The organism is Streptomyces sp. NPDC006925, from assembly GCF_042869575.1.
GTDB lineage: Bacteria > Actinomycetota > Actinomycetes > Streptomycetales > Streptomycetaceae > Streptomyces.
In genome coordinates, this window is sequence record NZ_JBIAGB010000018.1 from 15,869 (window position 1) to 31,498 (window position 15,630).

The window sequence follows — 15,630 nt, forward strand, 5'->3', positions numbered from 1 at the left end:
CTACTCCTGTCCGAGGGGTCGCAGCTCGTACTTCGGGTTGAACATGACGGGACGGCCGTGGTTGACGGTGATCCGCCCCCAGGCGATCAGCTTGCGGCCCGGCTCGATCCCCGCGATGGAGCGGCGGCCCAGCCAGACGACGTCCAGCGAGGCCGACCCGTCGAACAGCTCGGCCTCCAGGGTGGGCACTCCGGCGCGTGGCCGCAGTGTCACGGTGCGCAGCGTACCGGTTACCCGCACCATCTCGCGGTCGGTGCATTCGGAGATCCGGGCACAGCCGGTGTCCTCGGCTTCCTCACGCAGCTCGGCCGAGCGCAGGTCCTCCTCCGAGGAGGAGAGCCGTTCCAGGAACCGTCGGAACCGCCCGCTTCCCGTGCCCCGCTGCTCTCGGGTGGCGCCAGTCATAACCGCCAGGGTACCGCCGGACGGCGGCGCGTCTCCCCCGCCCGTCGGCACCGTCGCGAACCGGGACGCCGGGCTTCTCGTGCTCACGTCTCGAAGCGGTAGCCCATCCCGGCCTCGGTCACGAAGTGCCGGGGGTGCGAGGGGTCGGCCTCCAGTTTGCGGCGGAGCTGGGCCATGTAGACGCGCAGGTAGTTGGTCTCGGTGCCGTAGGAGGGGCCCCAGACCTCCCTGAGCAGCTGCTTCTGGCTCACCAGCCGACCGGGACTGCGGACCAGCACCTCCAGCAGATGCCACTCGGTCGGGGTGAGCCGGACGTCGCTGCCGTCGCGGTGCACCTTCTTCGCCGCCAGGTCGACGGTGAAGGTCCGGGTCTCGATGACCCCGGTCCCCTCCGGCATCCCGGCCGGGGGCTCCGCGCGCCGGACGGCCGCGCGCAGCCGGGCCAGCAGCTCGTCCATGCCGAACGGCTTGGTGACGTAGTCGTCGGCGCCCGCGTCCAGCGCCTCCACCTTCTCGTCGGAGGTCTGCCGGGCGGAGAGCACCAGGATCGGCACCCGGGTCCAGCCGCGGATGCCGTGGATGACGTCCACACCGTCCATGTCGGGCAGGCCCAGGTCCAGGACGACGGCGTCGGGATGCCGGTCGGCCGCCAGGCGCAGCGCGGTCGCGCCGTCGTGCGCGGCGTCCACCTCGTACTTGCGCGCCTTGAGGTTGATCACGAGGGCACGGACGATCTGGGGTTCGTCGTCGACCACGAGCACCCGGTGCATTCTTGTTCCTCTCCGTTCCGTTGTGCCGCTCAGGCGCCGGAGCGCTGCGACTGGAGCTGCGGTCTGCCGGTATGGGCCGGCAGCCGGCGGGGCGCGGGCCCGCGGCCGTGAGCCGCGCACAGGGTGAGCACCATGGTCATGCCACCCCCGGGGGTGTCCTCGGCCTCCAGCGTGCCGCCCATCGCCTCGGCGAAGCCGCGGGCGACGGCCAGGCCGAGGCCGACCCCGGCACCGCCCGGTGCGTCGCCGTAGCGCTGGAAGGGCTCGAAGATGCGGTCCTTGTCGCTGTCGGGCACCCCGGGGCCACGGTCGGTGCAGCGCAGCTCGACCCGATCGGCCAGCGCGCTCGCGCGCACCAGTACCTTCTTCCCCTCCGGGCTGTACTTGACCGCGTTCTCCACCAGGTTGGCGACGGTGCGCTCCAGCAGCCCCGGGTCGACGGCGACCAGCGGCAGCGCCTCGGCGACGGCCAGCCGCACGCTGCCCTCCGGCACGCCGCCCAGCGCCTTGGGCACGACCTCCTCCAGGCTGATGTCCTTGATGTGCGGCCGGACGGTGCCGGTGTGCAGCCGGGACATGTCCAGCAGATTGCCGACCAGGTTGTCGAGCTTGTCCGCGCCCTCCTCGATCGCCCCCAGCAGCTCCGCCTCGTCCTCCGCCGACCACTCCACGTCATCGGAGCGCAGCGAGGAGACGGACGCCTTGATCGCGGCCAGCGGGGTGCGCAGGTCGTGCGAGACGGCGGCCAGCAGCGCGGTGCGGATCCGGTTGCCCTCGGCCAGCTCGCGGGCCTGCTCGGCCTCGCCCAGCAGCCGCTGCCGGTCGAGCACCCCGGCGGCCTGCGCCGCGAACGCGGCCAGCACCCTGCGGTCCTCGGCGGGCAGCACCCGTCCGGAGAGCACCAGCATCATGCTGTCCCCGACCGGCATGTCCGTCTCGCCGTCCTCCGGTGCGGCCAGCCGCTTGCCGGAGCCGGTGGTGCCGACGCTGCCCGCGCAGATCCACGCGGCCCGCTCGGCGGTGCGCTCCAGCAGGGCGACACCGTCCATGGCGAAGGTCTCCCGGACCCGCTCCAGGAGCGCCTCCAGGCTGGGCCCGCTGCCCGGGCCGCCGCCCGCGTGCGGGGTCTCGCCGCGCAGCACGCTGCCCGCCAGCGCGGAGAGGATCTCCGACTCGGCGCGCAGCCTGGCCGCCTGCTGGGTGCGCCGGGCCGCGAGGTCCACCACCGAGGCGACGGCCACGGCGACGGCGAAGAAGACGGCGAGCGAGACGACGTTGCGGCCGTCGCTGATGGTCCAGGTGCGGACCGGCTCGGTGAAGAAGTAGTTCAGCAGCGCCGAGCACACCGCGGCGGAGGCCAGCGCGGGCAGCAGTCCGCCCACCAGCCCGGCGGTGACCGTGAGCACCAGGAAGAGCAGCACATCGTTGGCGAAGCCGATCCCCGGCTCGGTGGCCAGCATCAGGAGCGTCAGCAGCACGGGAGCCCCGAGCGCGGTCAGCCAGCCCGCGACGAGACGCGCTGTGCCCAGCCGGGCGGCCCGGGTGCCGGGCAGCCCGCGCCCCCGGGCGACCTCCTCGTGGGTGACGATGTGCACGTCCAGGTCCGGCCCCGAGTCCCGGGCGACGGTGGCGCCGACCCCGGGTCCGAACACGTACTGCCAGGTCCTGCGGCGGGAGGAGCCGAGCACGATCTGGGTGGCGTTGTGGCCCCGCGCGAACTCCAGCAGGGCCTGGGGGATGTCGTCGCCGATGACGTGGTGGTAGGTGCCGCCCAGGTCCTCCACGAGGGTGCGCTGGACGGCGAGTTCCTGTGGGGAGGCGGGGGTGTGGCCGTCGGCGTGGGAGATGTGGACGGCCAGGATCTCGCTGCCCGAGCCCTTGGCCGCCATCCGGGCGGCGCGGCGGATCAGGGTGCGGCCCTCGGGCCCGCCGGTGAGCCCGACGACGATCCGCTCGCGGGCCTGCCAGGTGGTGCGTATGCGGTGCTCGGAGCGGTACTGCTGGAGGTACTCGTCGACCCGGTCGGCCGTCCACAGCAGGGCCAGTTCGCGCAGGGCGGTCAGGTTGCCGGGCCGGAAGTAGTTGGACAGGGCCGCGTCGACCTTGTCCGGCGCGTAGACGTTGCCGTGCGCCATCCGGCGGCGCAGCGCCTGGGGGGACATGTCGACCAGTTCGATCTGGTCGGCGCGCCGCACCACTTCGTCGGGCACGGTCTCGCGCTGCCGTACGCCGGTGATGGACTCCACCACGTCGCCGAGCGACTCCAGGTGCTGGATGTTGACGGTGGAGACGACGTCGATTCCGGCGGCGAGCAGTTCCTCGACGTCCTGCCAGCGCTTGGCGTTCCGGGAGCCGGGCACGTTGGTGTGGGCCAGTTCGTCCACGACGGCCACGGCTGGGCGGCGGGCGAGCACCGCGTCGGTGTCCATCTCGGTGAGGTCCGTGCCGCGGTGCGTGGTCCCGCGGCGCGGCACCTGCTCCAGCCCGTGCAGCAGCGCCTCGGTCCGCGGGCGGTCGTGGTGCTCGACGAACCCGACCACCACGTCGGTGCCCCGCTTCATCCGGCGGTGCGCCTCGGAGAGCACGGCGTAGGTCTTGCCGACGCCGGGCGCCGCGCCGAGGAAGACCCGCAGCCGCCCCCGCCGCCGCTGCTGCTGCGTTCCGGACACCATGCCCCCTATTGTCGCCGCTCTCCGGTCCTGGTCATGCGGCGCGGGCGGGGCCGGGCGTCAGGGTTCCGTATGGATCGCTCGGCGGGCACCGGGCGCTGGGGCCCGGCCGCAGGCAGGCGGTCGGCGCCTGCCCGGGGTCAGCCCCGGCCCCGCCGCAGTGGGCGGGGCCGGGGCGGACCGGGTGCGGGAGCCCGCGCGGCGGGGAGGCCGGGGCGGGGCTCCCCGCGAGCCCCGCGGTCAGCGGGACGCTGCCGCGGCGCGCACGGCCACATTCAGCTTCAGCACGTTCACGTGCTCCTCGCCCAGGAATCCGGCGCCGCGGCCCTCCGTGTGCGCGGCCACCAGAGCGCGCACCGCCTCCGCGGGCAGCCCGTTGGCCCGGGCGACCCGCGCGCTCTGGATCTTCGCGTACCGGGGGGAGATGTGCGGGTCGAGGGCCGATCCGGAGCCGGTCACCGCGTCGGGGGGCACGGCTGCGGGCGACACCCCGTTCAGCTCGGCGACCTTGCGCCGCGCCTCCCGTACGGACGCGACCAGCCGCGGGTCGCTCGCGCCCAGCTGACCGGACCCGGTGGCGCGCGGGTCGTAGCCGGAGTGCGAGGGGCGGCCGTGGAACCACTTCCGCCCGCGCCACTGCTGGCCGATCAGGGCCGAACCGACCTCCTCGCCCGCCACCCGCACCGGGGAGCCGTTCGCCTTGTCGGGGAAGGCGGCCTGGGCCACACCGGTCACCGCCAGCGGGTAGAGGACCCCGCACAGGACCGTCAGTGCGAGCAGGGCGCGGCCGGCGGCCCAGCCGAACCGGGCGGCGTTGCGTACAGCTGTGTTCATCTCGCTCAGCTCACTCCGGGAAGCGCGGTCAGCAGCAGGTCGATCAGTTTGATGCCGAGGAACGGTGCGACGAGCCCACCGGCCCCGTGGACGGCCAGGTTGCGGCGCAGCAGCCGGTCGGCGCTCAGCGGCCGGTAGCGCACCCCGCGCAGGGCGAGCGGCACCAGGGCGACGATGATCAGCGCGTTGAACACAACGGCGGAGAGGATCGCCGACTGCGGCGAGGTCAGCCGCATGATGTCGAGGGTCTCCAGGCCGGGGTAGGCGGCGGCGAACATCGCGGGGATGATCGCGAAGTACTTCGCGACGTCGTTGGCGATCGAGAAGGTGGTCAGCGCCCCTCGGGTGATCAGCAGTTGTTTGCCGATCTCCACGATCTCGATGAGCTTTGTGGGGTCCGAGTCCAGGTCCACCATGTTCCCCGCCTCCTTGGCGGCGGAGGTGCCGGTGTTCATGGCGACGCCCACGTCGGCACGGGCCAGTGCCGGGGCGTCGTTGGTGCCGTCACCGGTCATGGCGACGAGTCGGCCGCCGGCCTGTTCGCGTTCGATGAGCGCCATCTTGTCCTCGGGCGTGGCCTCCGCGAGATGGTCGTCGACGCCGGCCTCGGCTGCGACGGCCTTGGCGGTCAGCGGATTGTCCCCCGTGATCATGACGGTTCTGATGCCCATCCGGCGCAGTTCGGCGAAGCGCTCGGCGATGCCGTCCTTGACGACGTCCTTGAGGTGGATGACGCCGAGCGCCCGGGCACCGGCCGTGTCCTCGACGGCGACCACCAGAGGGGTGCCACCCGCCTCGGAGATGGCCTGCACGGCGCTGTCGACCTCCGCGCCGACCCGGCCGCCCCGCTCCTCGATCCAGCCGGACACCGCCGCAGCGGCGCCCTTGCGCACCCGCAGCCGCACGCCGGTACCGTCCGGGGGAGCCGACGTCGACGCCGGACATCCGGGACTGCGCGGTGAACGGTACCCAGGTGGCGCCCTCCGGCGCGGCCGGTGCTGCCGCGCCGCCGCCGTCCGTCGGGTGCTCTCCGGCGGCCAGGGCGACCACGGAGCGGCCCTCGGGTGTCTCGTCGGCGAGCGAGCCGAGCCGGGCCGCATCCGCCAGCTCCTCCGCCGGGATGCCCGCTGCCGGGACGAAGGCGACGGCCCTGCGGTCGCCCAGCGTGATGGTGCCGGTCTTGTCGAGCAGCAGCGTCGTCACGTCCCCGGCCGCTTCCACGGCCCGCCCGGAGGTGGCCAGCACGTTGCGCTGCACCAGCCGGTCCATCCCGGCGATGCCGATGGCGGAGAGCAGCGCCCCGATGGTGGTGGGGATGAGGCAGACGAGCAGCGCCGCGAGCACGGTCAGGGACTGTTCTGCCCCGGCGTGGTCGGCGAACGGCTGCAGGGTGACGACGGCGAGGAGGAAGACGACCGTGAGGGCTGCCAGCAGGATGTTGAGGGCGATCTCGTTGGGCGTCTTCTGCCGGGCGGCGCCTTCCACCAGTGCGATCATCCGGTCGATGAAGGTTCGCCCGGGCTCGGTGGTGATCCGTACGACGATACGGTCGGAGAGCACCTTGGTGCCGCCGGTGACGGCGCACCGGTCGCCGCCGGACTCCCGGATGACGGGGGCCGATTCGCCGGTGATCGCGGACTCGTCGACGGTGGCGACCCCCTCCACGACATCGCCGTCCCCGGGTATCAGGTCACCCGTCTCGCAGACCACGAGGTCGCCGACCCGCAGTTCGGTGCCGGGCACGGCGGTCTCCCGGGCGTCGTCCGGTCCGGCCAGCCGCCGGGCCACGCTCTCGGTCCTGGCCCGGCGCAGGGTGTCGGCCTGTGCCTTGCCGCGCCCCTCGGCCACCGCTTCGGCGAGGTTGGCGAACAGGACGGTCAGCCACAGCCAGGCCGTGATCACCCAGCCGAACCAGTCCCCGGGGTGGGCGACGGCGAGGCAGGTGGTGACGACCGAGCCCACCTCGACCACGAACATCACCGGCGACGCGGCCATGCACCGCGGATCGAGCTTGCGCACGGCGGCCGGCAGCGACCGGGCCAGGTGCCGCGGGGCGAACGGCCCGCCGCCCGGGGGCCGGCCGGGAGAGTGCCGGCCCTCGGCCGGATCCTGAGTGTCGTCCGGCCGCGGAATGCGGACCGCTGTTGTCGTGCTCATCAGGAGAGTCCCTCCGCGAGCGGCCCCAGAGCCAGGGCCGGGAAGAAGGTGAGTCCGGTGACGATCAGCACGGAGCCGACCAGCAAGCCGGAGAAGAGCGGCTTTTCGGTGCGCAGGGTGCCTGCCGTGACGGGCACCGGCGCCTGCCGGGCCAGCGAACCGGCCAGCGCCAGGACGCACACCATCGGCAGGAACCGGCCGAGCAGCATGCACAGGCCCAGCGTGGTGTTGAAGAACGGCGTGTCCGCGCCGAATCCGGCGAAGGCGCTGCCGTTGTTGTTGGCGGCCGAGGTGTAGGCGTACAGCACTTCGCTGAAGCCGTGCGCCCCGATGTTGGTCATCGCCCGCTCGCCGTCGGGCAGCGCCATGGCGAGCGCGGTGCCGCCCAGCACCAGAGCGGGAGTACTCAGCAGAAAGCAGGCCGCGTACTTGATCTCGCGGGTGCCGATCTTCTTGCCCAGGTACTCGGGCGTGCGGCCGACCATCAGCCCGGCGAGGAAGACGGCGATGACAGCCATGATCAGCATGCCGTACAGCCCGGAGCCGACCCCGCCCGGTGCGATCTCTCCGAGCATCATGCCCAGCAGCGCCACCCCGCCGCCGAAGGCGGTGTAGGAGTCGTGGAAGGAGTTGACGGCGCCGGTCGAGGTCATCGTCGTGGAGGCGGCGAACAGTGCGGAGGCGCCCGCTCCGAAGCGCTGCTCCTTGCCCTCGTTGGCGCCGCCGGCGAGCTGGGCCGCCGTGCCCTGGTGCGCGTACTCGGCGGCGGTGATCGCGGCGACCCCGGCGAGCCAGATGACGCCCATCGCGGCGAGGACCGCGTACCCCTGGCGCACGTTCCCGACCATCGTGCCGAACGTTCGGGTCAGGGAGAACGGGATGACGAGGAGCAGGAAGACCTCCAGCAGGTTGCTGAAGCCGTTCGGGTTCTCGAAGGGGTGTGCGGAGTTGGCGTTGAAGAAGCCGCCGCCGTTGGTGCCCAGTTCCTTGATGGCCTCCTGGGAGGCGACGGGGCCGCCCGGGATGTGCTGAGTGGCTCCGGAGAGGGTCTGCACCTCGTGCATCCCGGCGAGGTTCTGCACCACGCCGGTCGCCACCAGGGCGAGCGCGCCGAGGAACGCGAGCGGCAGCAGGATGCGCACCACTCCGCGCACCATGTCGGTCCAGAAGTTGCCCAGTTCCCCGGTGCGCGACCGGGCGAAGCCGCGGATGAGGGCGATGGCGACGGCCATCCCCACGGCGGCCGAGACGAAGTTCTGCACCGCCAGCCCGGTCAGCTGCACCAGATGGCCCATGGCGGACTCGCCCGCGTAGGACTGCCAGTTGGTGTTGGTGACGAAGGAGGCGGCGGTGTTGAACGCCTGGTCCGGGTCGAGTGCGCGGAATCCGAGGGACAGCGGCAGCCTGTCCTGGAGCCGCTGCAGAGCGTAGAGGAAGAGCACTCCGGCGGCCGAGAAGGCCAGCACCGCGCGGATATAGGCGGGTGCGCGCATCCCGGCGTCCGGGTCAGTGCCGACGCAGCGGTGGACAAGCCGCTCGACGCGCAGATGCCGGTCGGACCGGTAGACGGCGGCCATGTAGTCGCCGAACGGCCGGTGCACCAGCGCAAGCGCCCCGACGAGCGCCACCACCTGGAGCACGGCTGCGAGGGATGTACTCATCGGCGCTCAGAACCTCTCCGGGAAGAGCAGGGCGCAGACGAGGTAGCCCAGCAGCGCGAGGGCCACCATGAGCCCCGCGACGTTCTCGGCGCTCACAGCCGGTCCATCCCTCTGGCGACGAGCGACAGCAGTGCGAAGACTGCGACGGTGGTGGCGGCGAAGGCCAGATCGGCCATCGTGTGCTCCTGGTGAGTAGGTTGTGCTGACCCACCCAGAAAACCCCCGCCGACGGCGTACGCCCCGGCCGTTGACGTCCCTCATACACCTCCGGGGGCGCTCTTGACGGGGCCCATACGTCCTTGACGCGGTCCCTACGCGCCTGCCGCGGCTCCTCACGCGCTTGCGGCGGGCGCGCACGACAGAAGGCCGGGCCCGACGGGCCCGGCCTTCGCAGCAGCGGTGGGCGCTAGTGCACCTCGGAGATCGCGGTGGGCGCTAGCGCACCTCGGAGATCTCCGGGCCGCGCTGGAGCTTGTCGAGGCCGCCCGCGAACCGGGAGCCTTCTTCCACCGTCTCCTGCTGCACTCCGTCCGGCACCATCTGCGCGTCCTCGGGCAGCTTCAGGACGATGGGGTCGCGCGGCGCCATCGGCCCCTCGCCGCGTACCACGACCGTGTCCCGGAAGATCTGCTCCAGTACGCCCGCCGCTTCGGGCTGGACCGCGCCCTGACCGGAGATCACCCCGCGCAGGAACCATCGCGGTCCGTCCACCCCGACGAACCGGACGACCTGCACGCCGCCCGTGCCGTCCGGCAGCTGCACCGGGACCTGCGCCCGCAGCTCCCAGCCCAGCGGCCCCTCGGCCTCGTCGATGACGCCGCCCTGCTGGGTGATGCCGGAGGCGATCTCCTCACGGACCTCGTCCCAGATGCCCTCGCGCTTGGGCGCGGCGAACGCCTGGAGCTGGACGGCGCTGTCCTGCAGCACGACGGTCGCCGCGACGATCGCGTCGCCCGCAACCTCGACCCGCAGCTCCATGCCCTCGACGCCGGGGATGAACAGGCCGCCCAGGTCGACCCTGCCGGAGTCGGGCTCGGTGACCTCCTCGATGTCCCAGGGGCCGTCCGGGCGGGGCGCCGGAGGCAGCTTGACCCGGGTCTCACCGGTGTCGGCTTCGGTGTCCGCGCCGTCCTGCGGCTCGCCCTCGCCTTCCTGTTCCGTCTCGAACTCGTCCGAGGTGCCCTTGGGCTCTTCGCTCTTCTTGCGACGACGTCCGAACACGTCACTGTCCTCTCAGGTCGGAAGCTCGATCGGCACCGACCGCAACGTAATCCTTCTGCTGTGCGGCTGTCTGCAGGGTGACGCCCGACGCGTCGGCGGGCGCCGGCCGGGCCGGGCGGTCCGCCGCGTGGCCGCCCGTGGAGCCGAAGCCGCCCGCGGCGCGCACCGAGTCGGGCAGCTCCTCGACCTCGCGGAACCGCACCTTCTCCACCTGCTGGACGACGAGTTGGGCGATACGGTCGAAACGCTCGAACCGCACGGTCTCGCGGGGATCGAGATTGGCCACAATCACCTTGATCTCCCCACGGTACCCGGCATCGACCGTTCCCGGTGCATTCACCAGCGAGACGCCGCAGCGGGCCGCGAGGCCCGAGCGCGGGTGGACGAAGGCCGCGTAGCCGTCCGGGAGGGCGAGCGAGATCCCCGTCGGCAGGACGGCCCGCTCCCCGGGGGCCAGTTCCGCGCCCTCGGTGGTCACCAGATCGCAACCGGCGTCCCCCGGGTGCTGGTAGGAGGGCACGGGCACCTCGGGGTCGGTGCGCCGCAGCAGGATCTCGACGCCGTCGCTCATGGGTTCACCTCGAAGGCACGCGCGCGCCTGACCTGGTCGGGGTCGTCCATGGCCGCGTGGATCTCCTCCTCGCGGCCGTTCTCGATGAAGTGCTCGACCTTCACCTCTATGAAGACGGCGTCCGCGCGCACGGCGACCGGCCCCTCGGGGCCGCCGATCCGGCCGGTGGCCGTGGAGTAGATCTTGCGCCCGTGCACCGCGGTCGTGCGGGCCTCCAGATACAGGAGCGTGTCCACGGGGACCGGGCGCAGGAAGTCGGTCTCCAGCCGTCCGGTCACGGCGATCACGTGCATCAGCCAGCCCAGCGAGCCCAGGGTCTCGTCCAGCGCGGTGGTCAGCACGCCGCCGTGGGCGAGACCGGGCGCTCCCTGGTGGGCGGGCTTGACGGTGAACTCGGCGGTGACGCTGACGCCCTCCCCGGCCCGCGCCGCCAGGTGCAGGCCGTGCGGCTGCCCGCCGCCGCAGCCGAAACACATGTCGTAGTGGGCGCCGAGCGGCGTACCGGGCTCGGGAGCCTCGGGGTGGCGCACCGGCGGTACGGCGTCCGGCGGCGGCACCAGCGAGGTCTTCGGGGAACTGGGGGGATTGGCTGCACTCACGGGTGCAGACCTTACCGCCGTGCGGGGCGCCGGGGGGCGCCGTGCCAAGCTGGACCCATGGTTGCCCCGGCCGCGCTCCACGACGAGCGCCTCACCGCTCCCCGCTCCTGGTGGCTGATCGCCGCCGGAATCGGGGTGGCCTGCGCGCTGATGCTCTTCCCCTTCGGCCCGCTGCCACTGCTGTGCGGCCTGGTGGGGGGCGGCGCGCTGGCAGCCGTGTGCGTGAGCAGCTACGGCAGCGTCCGGGTACGGGTGGTGGCGGACTCGCTGATCGCCGGGGACGCGCGGATCCCCGTGTCGGCGCTCGGGGATGCCGAGGCGCTGGACGCCGGCCAGGCACGCGCCTGGCGTACGTACAAGGCCGACACACGGGCGCACATGGTGCTGCGCGGCTATGTCCCGACGGCGGTGCGGGTCGCGGTGACCGATCCGCAGGACCCCACGCCGTACGTGTACCTCTCCACGCGGCATCCGCAGCGGCTGGTGGAGGCGCTGCGTTCGGCCCGCGAGTCGGCCGTCTCGTAGCCGGGATGAGCCGCTTCCCGACCCGCGGTCGGCCGTTTCTCCTCGGCCCGGGGTCTCCGGGCCCGGTCAGCCGCTGTGCTGCCCGGTGGCGCCGACGCGCAGATCGGCGCGGACGCGTTCGGCGAGCCGCGCGGTGTCCCTGCGGTTCAGCACGGCACCGGCGGCGGCTCCGATCAGGAACGGCGCGAGGTTCGGCAGGGCGCGCAGGGTGCGCTTCGTGATCTGCTGCCGCAGTCTGCGGCGCAGCTCTCCGTTCATGGCCGTGCTCAGGGTGGCGGGGCGGGTGAGCTCTATGCCGCGCTCGGAGGCCCAGGCGCTCAGATAGGCCACGGCCCGTTCGCGGACGGTACCGGGCGCCCGGCGGCCGTAGACCTCGTGCAGTTCGGCGATCAGTTTCAGCTCGACACCGGCGACGCCGACGATCTCGGCGGTCAGCTCGGCGGGCAGGGCCGGGGGTACCGGCAGCATCGCGGCGCCGCCGACGCCCGCGCCCACGGCGGCAGCGCTCCGGGTGGCTCCGGTCACCAGTCTGTCGGCCAGCTCCTCGGTGCTCAGCCCGGGGAACTGGCTGCGGAGGGTCGCCAGGTCCCGCACAGGCACCCGCGGGGCGAGTTCGATGACGCGCTCGGTGACCGCGCGTACGTACATCTGCGTACGCGTGCGGAGCCGCCATGCGGCGCCGCCGGACCGCGATCCGGGGTCGGACGGTGTCCCGCCGGGTGGCGCGGACGGCACAGGGCCGTCCGCGTGCGGCGCGGTGCCCTCGGCACCGCGCTCGAACGGCACGAGCGAGGCCGACCGGTCATGAGGGCCTCGCTCGTCGTCACGTGCGCCTTCGACTGCCACGGCAGTCGGTCCGCTTCTCAGGCCGCGCAGTCGCGGCAGATCGGCTGACCGTTCTTCTCCGCGGCGAGCTGGGAGCGGTGGTGCACCAGGAAGCAGTTCATGCAGGTGAACTCGTCCGCCTGGCGGGGCAGCACCCGGACGGACAGCTCCTCGTTGGAGAGGTCCGCTCCTGGCAGCTCGAGGCCCTCGGCCTGCTCGAACTCGTCCACGTCGACATTGGACGCGGACTTGTCGTTCCGCCGGGCCTTCAGCTCCTCGATGCTGTCTTCGTTGACTTCGTCGTCGGTCTTGCGTGGAGTGTCGTAATCCGTAGCCATGTCGCTCTCCCCCTCTGGGTGTCTGTGGTGTCTCCAGCGCACGTAACGCGTGAGAGGCCGGACTTGTGCCCGACCCGAGGCGGAGATTTTGCCTCACATCAAGGTCTGTTACTCAATCGACACCCAACGGCACCCCTGAAGAGGTGATCATGTCGGATGTCGAGGAGGACCATAGACGGTCCCCGGCGGTGCTCCGCACACACTCCACACCGGCCATCCGGGGTACTGCCCACGATCTCCACCTGCGGAAACCTGGATTTTCCGGGTTTTCTTCCCGTTCGGTGACCCCGGTCCGGGACCATCCGAAAATTCGCATGTGTGATCGATCACAACCCGACTGCAGGTGACGAGAAGTGTCCCCGATTCCGCATATAGCGAACGGGACGCCGACTACACCCGGGTGTTTTCGGTCACTTTTCGTCACCTCCATGTCCTGCGCCCTTTCCGCGGTACTCCGCGGTACCGACCGCCGCTCACAGCGGCAGCGTCACCCGCATCACCAGGCCGCCGTCCTCGCGCGGCACGGCCGAGACCGCACCGCCGTGCGCCCGCGCGACCGAACGCACGATCGACAACCCGAGCCCGACTCCCTTGTCACTGCCCGTCCGCTCCGTACGGAGACGCCGGAACGGCTCGAAGAGGTTGTCCACCTCGTAGGCCGGGACCACGGGCCCGGTGTTCTCGACACTGAGCACCGCCTGCCCCGGCTGGGCCTCCGTACTGACCGAGATCCATCCGCCCGCACGCAGGTTGTAGCGCACGGCATTCTGCACCAGGTTCAGTGCGACGCGCTCCAGGAGTACCCCATTGCCCTGTACATATGTGGGCTGCCGTACTCCGCGCAACTCGACGCCCTTGGTCTCGGCCTCTGCGCGCGCCTGCTCGACCGCCTGCGAGGCCACCTCGGCCAGGTCCACCGGCTTCCGGTCCACCAGCTCGTTCTCGCTCCGTGCGAGCAGCAGCAGCCCCTCCACGAGCTGCTCGCTGCGCTCGTTGGTGGCCAGCAGTGTCTTGGCCAGCTGCTGCAGCTCCGGCGAGGCGTCCGGATCGGCGAGCTGCACCTCCAGCAGCGTGCGGTTGATCGCCAGCGGGGTGCGCAATTCATGCGAGGCGTTGCCCACGAAGCGCTGCTGCGCGGTGAAGGCACGCTCCAGCCGGTCCAGCATGTCGTCGAAGGTGTCCGACAGCTCCTTCAGCTCGTCGTCCGGGCCCTCCAGCTCGATCCGCTTGTGCAAATCCGAGCCCGCCACCTGGCGCGCGGTGCGGGTGATGCGGCCCAGCGGCGCGAGCACCCGGCCCGCCATCACGTAGCCGAAGGCGAACGCGGCCACAGCGAGTCCGAGCAGCGCGAGCAGGGAGCGGCGCAGCAGCCCGTCCAGCGCCATCCTGCGCTGCGCCTCCGCACACTCCGACAGGCGCTGCATGAACACGTCACTGGGGAGGGTTCCGGTCAGTCCCTGGCAGTCCGAGGTCGGCTGGACCTCCCCGTTGAGGATGCGGAACGAGACATGGCTGGCGTCGTCCAGCGCCTGCGCCGCCAGCAGATAGATGATCGTCAGCAGCAGCATCCCGGCGATCAGGAACATCCCGCCGTACAGCAGCGTGAGCCGTATCCGGATGGTGGGGCGCAGCAGGGGCGAGGAACGAGGGGTCTCGCGCGGGTCCCAGCTCGGTTTGGGGGGTGTGCGCGGCGGGGCGCCGCCGGGGCGGCCGGCTCCCTCGGGGCCGGAGGCGCCGGGGGCGCCCCGGGACGCGGGGGAACCCGGGGATTCGGGAGAGGTGGAGGGGGCCATCGACGTCAGATCCGGTACCCCGCGCCCGGTACGGTGACGATCACCGCTGGCTCACCGAGCTTGCGGCGCAGCGTCATCACCGTCACCCGCACCACATTGGTGAACGGGTCGGTGTTCTCGTCCCACGCCTTCTCCAGGAGCTGCTCGGCGGAGACGACGCTGCCCTCGCCCCGCATCAGCACCTCCAGCACCGCGAACTCCTTGGGCGCCAGCTGGATCTCCCGGCCGTCCCGGGAGACCTCGCGGCGCCCCGGGTCCAGCCGGATACCGGCCCGCTCCAGCACCGGCGGGAGGGCCGTGGTCGTGCGCCGCCCCAGCGCCCGCACGCGGGCCGTCAGCTCGGAGAAGGCGAAGGGCTTGGGCAGGTAGTCGTCTGCGCCCAGCTCCAGGCCCTCGACCCGGTCGCTGACGTCCCCGGAGGCGGTGAGCATCAGCACCCGGGTGGGCAGACCCAGCTCCACGATCCGGCGGCAGACGTCGTCCCCGTGCACCAGCGGCAGGTCCCGGTCGAGTACGACGACGTCGTAGTCGTTGATGTCGACGCGCTCCTGCGCCGCCGCCCCGTCGTAGACCACATCGACGGCCATGGCCTCTCTGCGGAGGCCCGTCGCCACGGCATCGGCGAGCAGTTGCTCGTCCTCGACGACGAGTACGCGCACGGCGCTGTTCCTTCCCTGGATACGGACGGGGGATCGTGCTTCCCATCGTGCCCCGGACCCCGGTAAATCGGCGGTAAGAGCGGAGGTGGGAAGCTGGGCGCGTACTCCGGCACGAGCCGCCGGCACTTTTTCGGTGCGGTTGAGGTTTCTCTGAGGTTCCGGTTGGGGAGGACCTGAGCACCATCCACGATCACGCCCTGTGCGCAGGGTGCCACGACGCACCTCCGACGCAGTCCGGGGACCACGCCGTGATCGGGCACGCACCACTTCCCTCGGCACACCCCGTGCCACCGACCCGCGACGAGGGGGCACACCATGGACGCATTCACCGCAGGCATCCTGCAGCGTATACGGACCACCGAGTCCGACCTGCACCGCGCACGTGAATCCGGCGACGACTTCCTCGTGGACGTCGAGCAGTCGGAGTTGGAGGACCTCCGCCGCCTGGCCGCCGAGCACGGCGTGCAGGTCGCCTGACGACCCTTTCGAGCCCGCTTCGGGGGGGGGGGGGGGGGGGGGGGGGGGGGGGGGGGGGGGGCGGGCGGGCGGGGGGGGGGGGGGGGGGGGGGGGGGGGGGGGGGGGGGGGGGGGGGGGGGGCGTAC

At 72.2% G+C, this 15,630-nt stretch carries 15 protein-coding genes and 1 pseudogene; 2 read left to right on the top strand and 14 right to left on the bottom strand.

The window, feature by feature from the left end:
• The 10 genes and pseudogenes from ACFYNS_RS22545 to ACFYNS_RS22590 form a co-directional block, all read right to left on the bottom strand.
• A complete protein-coding gene (locus ACFYNS_RS22545; RefSeq protein ID WP_075003332.1) occupies positions 1 to 405 on the bottom strand; it encodes an OB-fold nucleic acid binding domain-containing protein in 405 nt (134 codons plus the stop codon).
• Positions 406 to 488: 83 nt separating this feature from the next.
• Positions 489 to 1,175, bottom strand: coding sequence for a response regulator (locus ACFYNS_RS22550; protein ID WP_360297956.1), 687 nt, complete (start codon positions 1,173 to 1,175; stop codon positions 489 to 491).
• Positions 1,176 to 1,204: 29 nt separating this feature from the next.
• A complete protein-coding gene (locus ACFYNS_RS22555; RefSeq protein ID WP_388604755.1) occupies positions 1,205 to 3,847 on the bottom strand; it encodes an ATP-binding protein in 2,643 nt (880 codons plus the stop codon).
• Between the two features lie 237 nt (positions 3,848 to 4,084).
• Complete coding sequence (gene kdpC, locus ACFYNS_RS22560; protein ID WP_388604757.1) at positions 4,085 to 4,678, bottom strand: potassium-transporting ATPase subunit KdpC; 594 nt, start codon at positions 4,676 to 4,678, stop codon at positions 4,085 to 4,087.
• 5 nt (positions 4,679 to 4,683) lie between these two features.
• Positions 4,684 to 6,835, bottom strand: a pseudogene (kdpB, locus tag ACFYNS_RS22565) (potassium-transporting ATPase subunit KdpB).
• Positions 6,835 to 8,496, bottom strand: a complete 1,662-nt coding sequence (kdpA, locus tag ACFYNS_RS22570) for a potassium-transporting ATPase subunit KdpA (RefSeq protein WP_388604759.1) — start codon at positions 8,494 to 8,496, stop codon at positions 6,835 to 6,837. The pseudogene kdpB and the gene kdpA overlap by 1 nt, the downstream one beginning before the upstream one ends.
• 6 nt (positions 8,497 to 8,502) lie before the next feature.
• The gene (gene kdpF / locus ACFYNS_RS22575) at positions 8,503 to 8,592 is read right to left on the bottom strand and encodes a K(+)-transporting ATPase subunit F (protein ID WP_360297943.1); all 90 of its coding nucleotides are present in this window, start codon (positions 8,590 to 8,592) and stop codon (positions 8,503 to 8,505) included.
• 339 nt (positions 8,593 to 8,931) lie between these two features.
• Positions 8,932 to 9,717, bottom strand: coding sequence for a DUF3710 domain-containing protein (locus ACFYNS_RS22580; RefSeq protein WP_360297940.1), 786 nt, complete (start codon positions 9,715 to 9,717; stop codon positions 8,932 to 8,934).
• Between the two features lies 1 nt (position 9,718).
• On the bottom strand, positions 9,719 to 10,288 hold the full coding sequence (gene dut, locus ACFYNS_RS22585; protein ID WP_360297937.1) for a dUTP diphosphatase: 570 nt from the start codon (positions 10,286 to 10,288) through the stop codon (positions 9,719 to 9,721).
• A complete protein-coding gene (locus ACFYNS_RS22590; RefSeq protein ID WP_360297935.1) occupies positions 10,285 to 10,887 on the bottom strand; it encodes a PaaI family thioesterase in 603 nt (200 codons plus the stop codon). The genes dut and ACFYNS_RS22590 overlap by 4 nt, the downstream gene beginning before the upstream one ends.
• Positions 10,888 to 10,944: 57 nt before the next feature.
• On the opposite strand from ACFYNS_RS22590, the gene ACFYNS_RS22595 reads away from it, so the two are divergent.
• The gene (locus ACFYNS_RS22595) at positions 10,945 to 11,412 is read left to right on the top strand and encodes a DUF3093 domain-containing protein (RefSeq protein WP_360297933.1); all 468 of its coding nucleotides are present in this window, start codon (positions 10,945 to 10,947) and stop codon (positions 11,410 to 11,412) included.
• A 66-nt stretch (positions 11,413 to 11,478) separates the two neighbouring features.
• Here ACFYNS_RS22595 and ACFYNS_RS22600 read toward each other — a convergent pair whose 3' ends face one another.
• The 4 genes from ACFYNS_RS22600 to ACFYNS_RS22615 form a co-directional block, all read right to left on the bottom strand.
• Positions 11,479 to 12,258, bottom strand: coding sequence for a hypothetical protein (locus ACFYNS_RS22600; RefSeq protein ID WP_360297931.1), 780 nt, complete (start codon positions 12,256 to 12,258; stop codon positions 11,479 to 11,481).
• Positions 12,259 to 12,275: 17 nt separating this feature from the next.
• Positions 12,276 to 12,575: a DUF4193 domain-containing protein gene (locus ACFYNS_RS22605; RefSeq protein ID WP_360297930.1), complete on the bottom strand. Its 300-nt coding sequence runs from the start codon at positions 12,573 to 12,575 to the stop codon at positions 12,276 to 12,278.
• A 473-nt stretch (positions 12,576 to 13,048) separates the two neighbouring features.
• A complete protein-coding gene (locus tag ACFYNS_RS22610) occupies positions 13,049 to 14,368 on the bottom strand; it encodes an ATP-binding protein (protein WP_360297927.1) in 1,320 nt (439 codons plus the stop codon).
• A gap of 5 nt (positions 14,369 to 14,373) precedes the next feature.
• Positions 14,374 to 15,027, bottom strand: a complete 654-nt coding sequence (locus tag ACFYNS_RS22615) for a response regulator transcription factor (protein ID WP_360297924.1) — start codon at positions 15,025 to 15,027, stop codon at positions 14,374 to 14,376.
• 315 nt (positions 15,028 to 15,342) lie between these two features.
• Here ACFYNS_RS22615 and ACFYNS_RS22620 point away from each other — a divergent pair, with 315 nt between their 5' ends.
• The gene (locus ACFYNS_RS22620) at positions 15,343 to 15,504 is read left to right on the top strand and encodes a hypothetical protein (protein WP_019359798.1); all 162 of its coding nucleotides are present in this window, start codon (positions 15,343 to 15,345) and stop codon (positions 15,502 to 15,504) included.
• Positions 15,505 to 15,630: the final 126 nt, after the last annotated feature.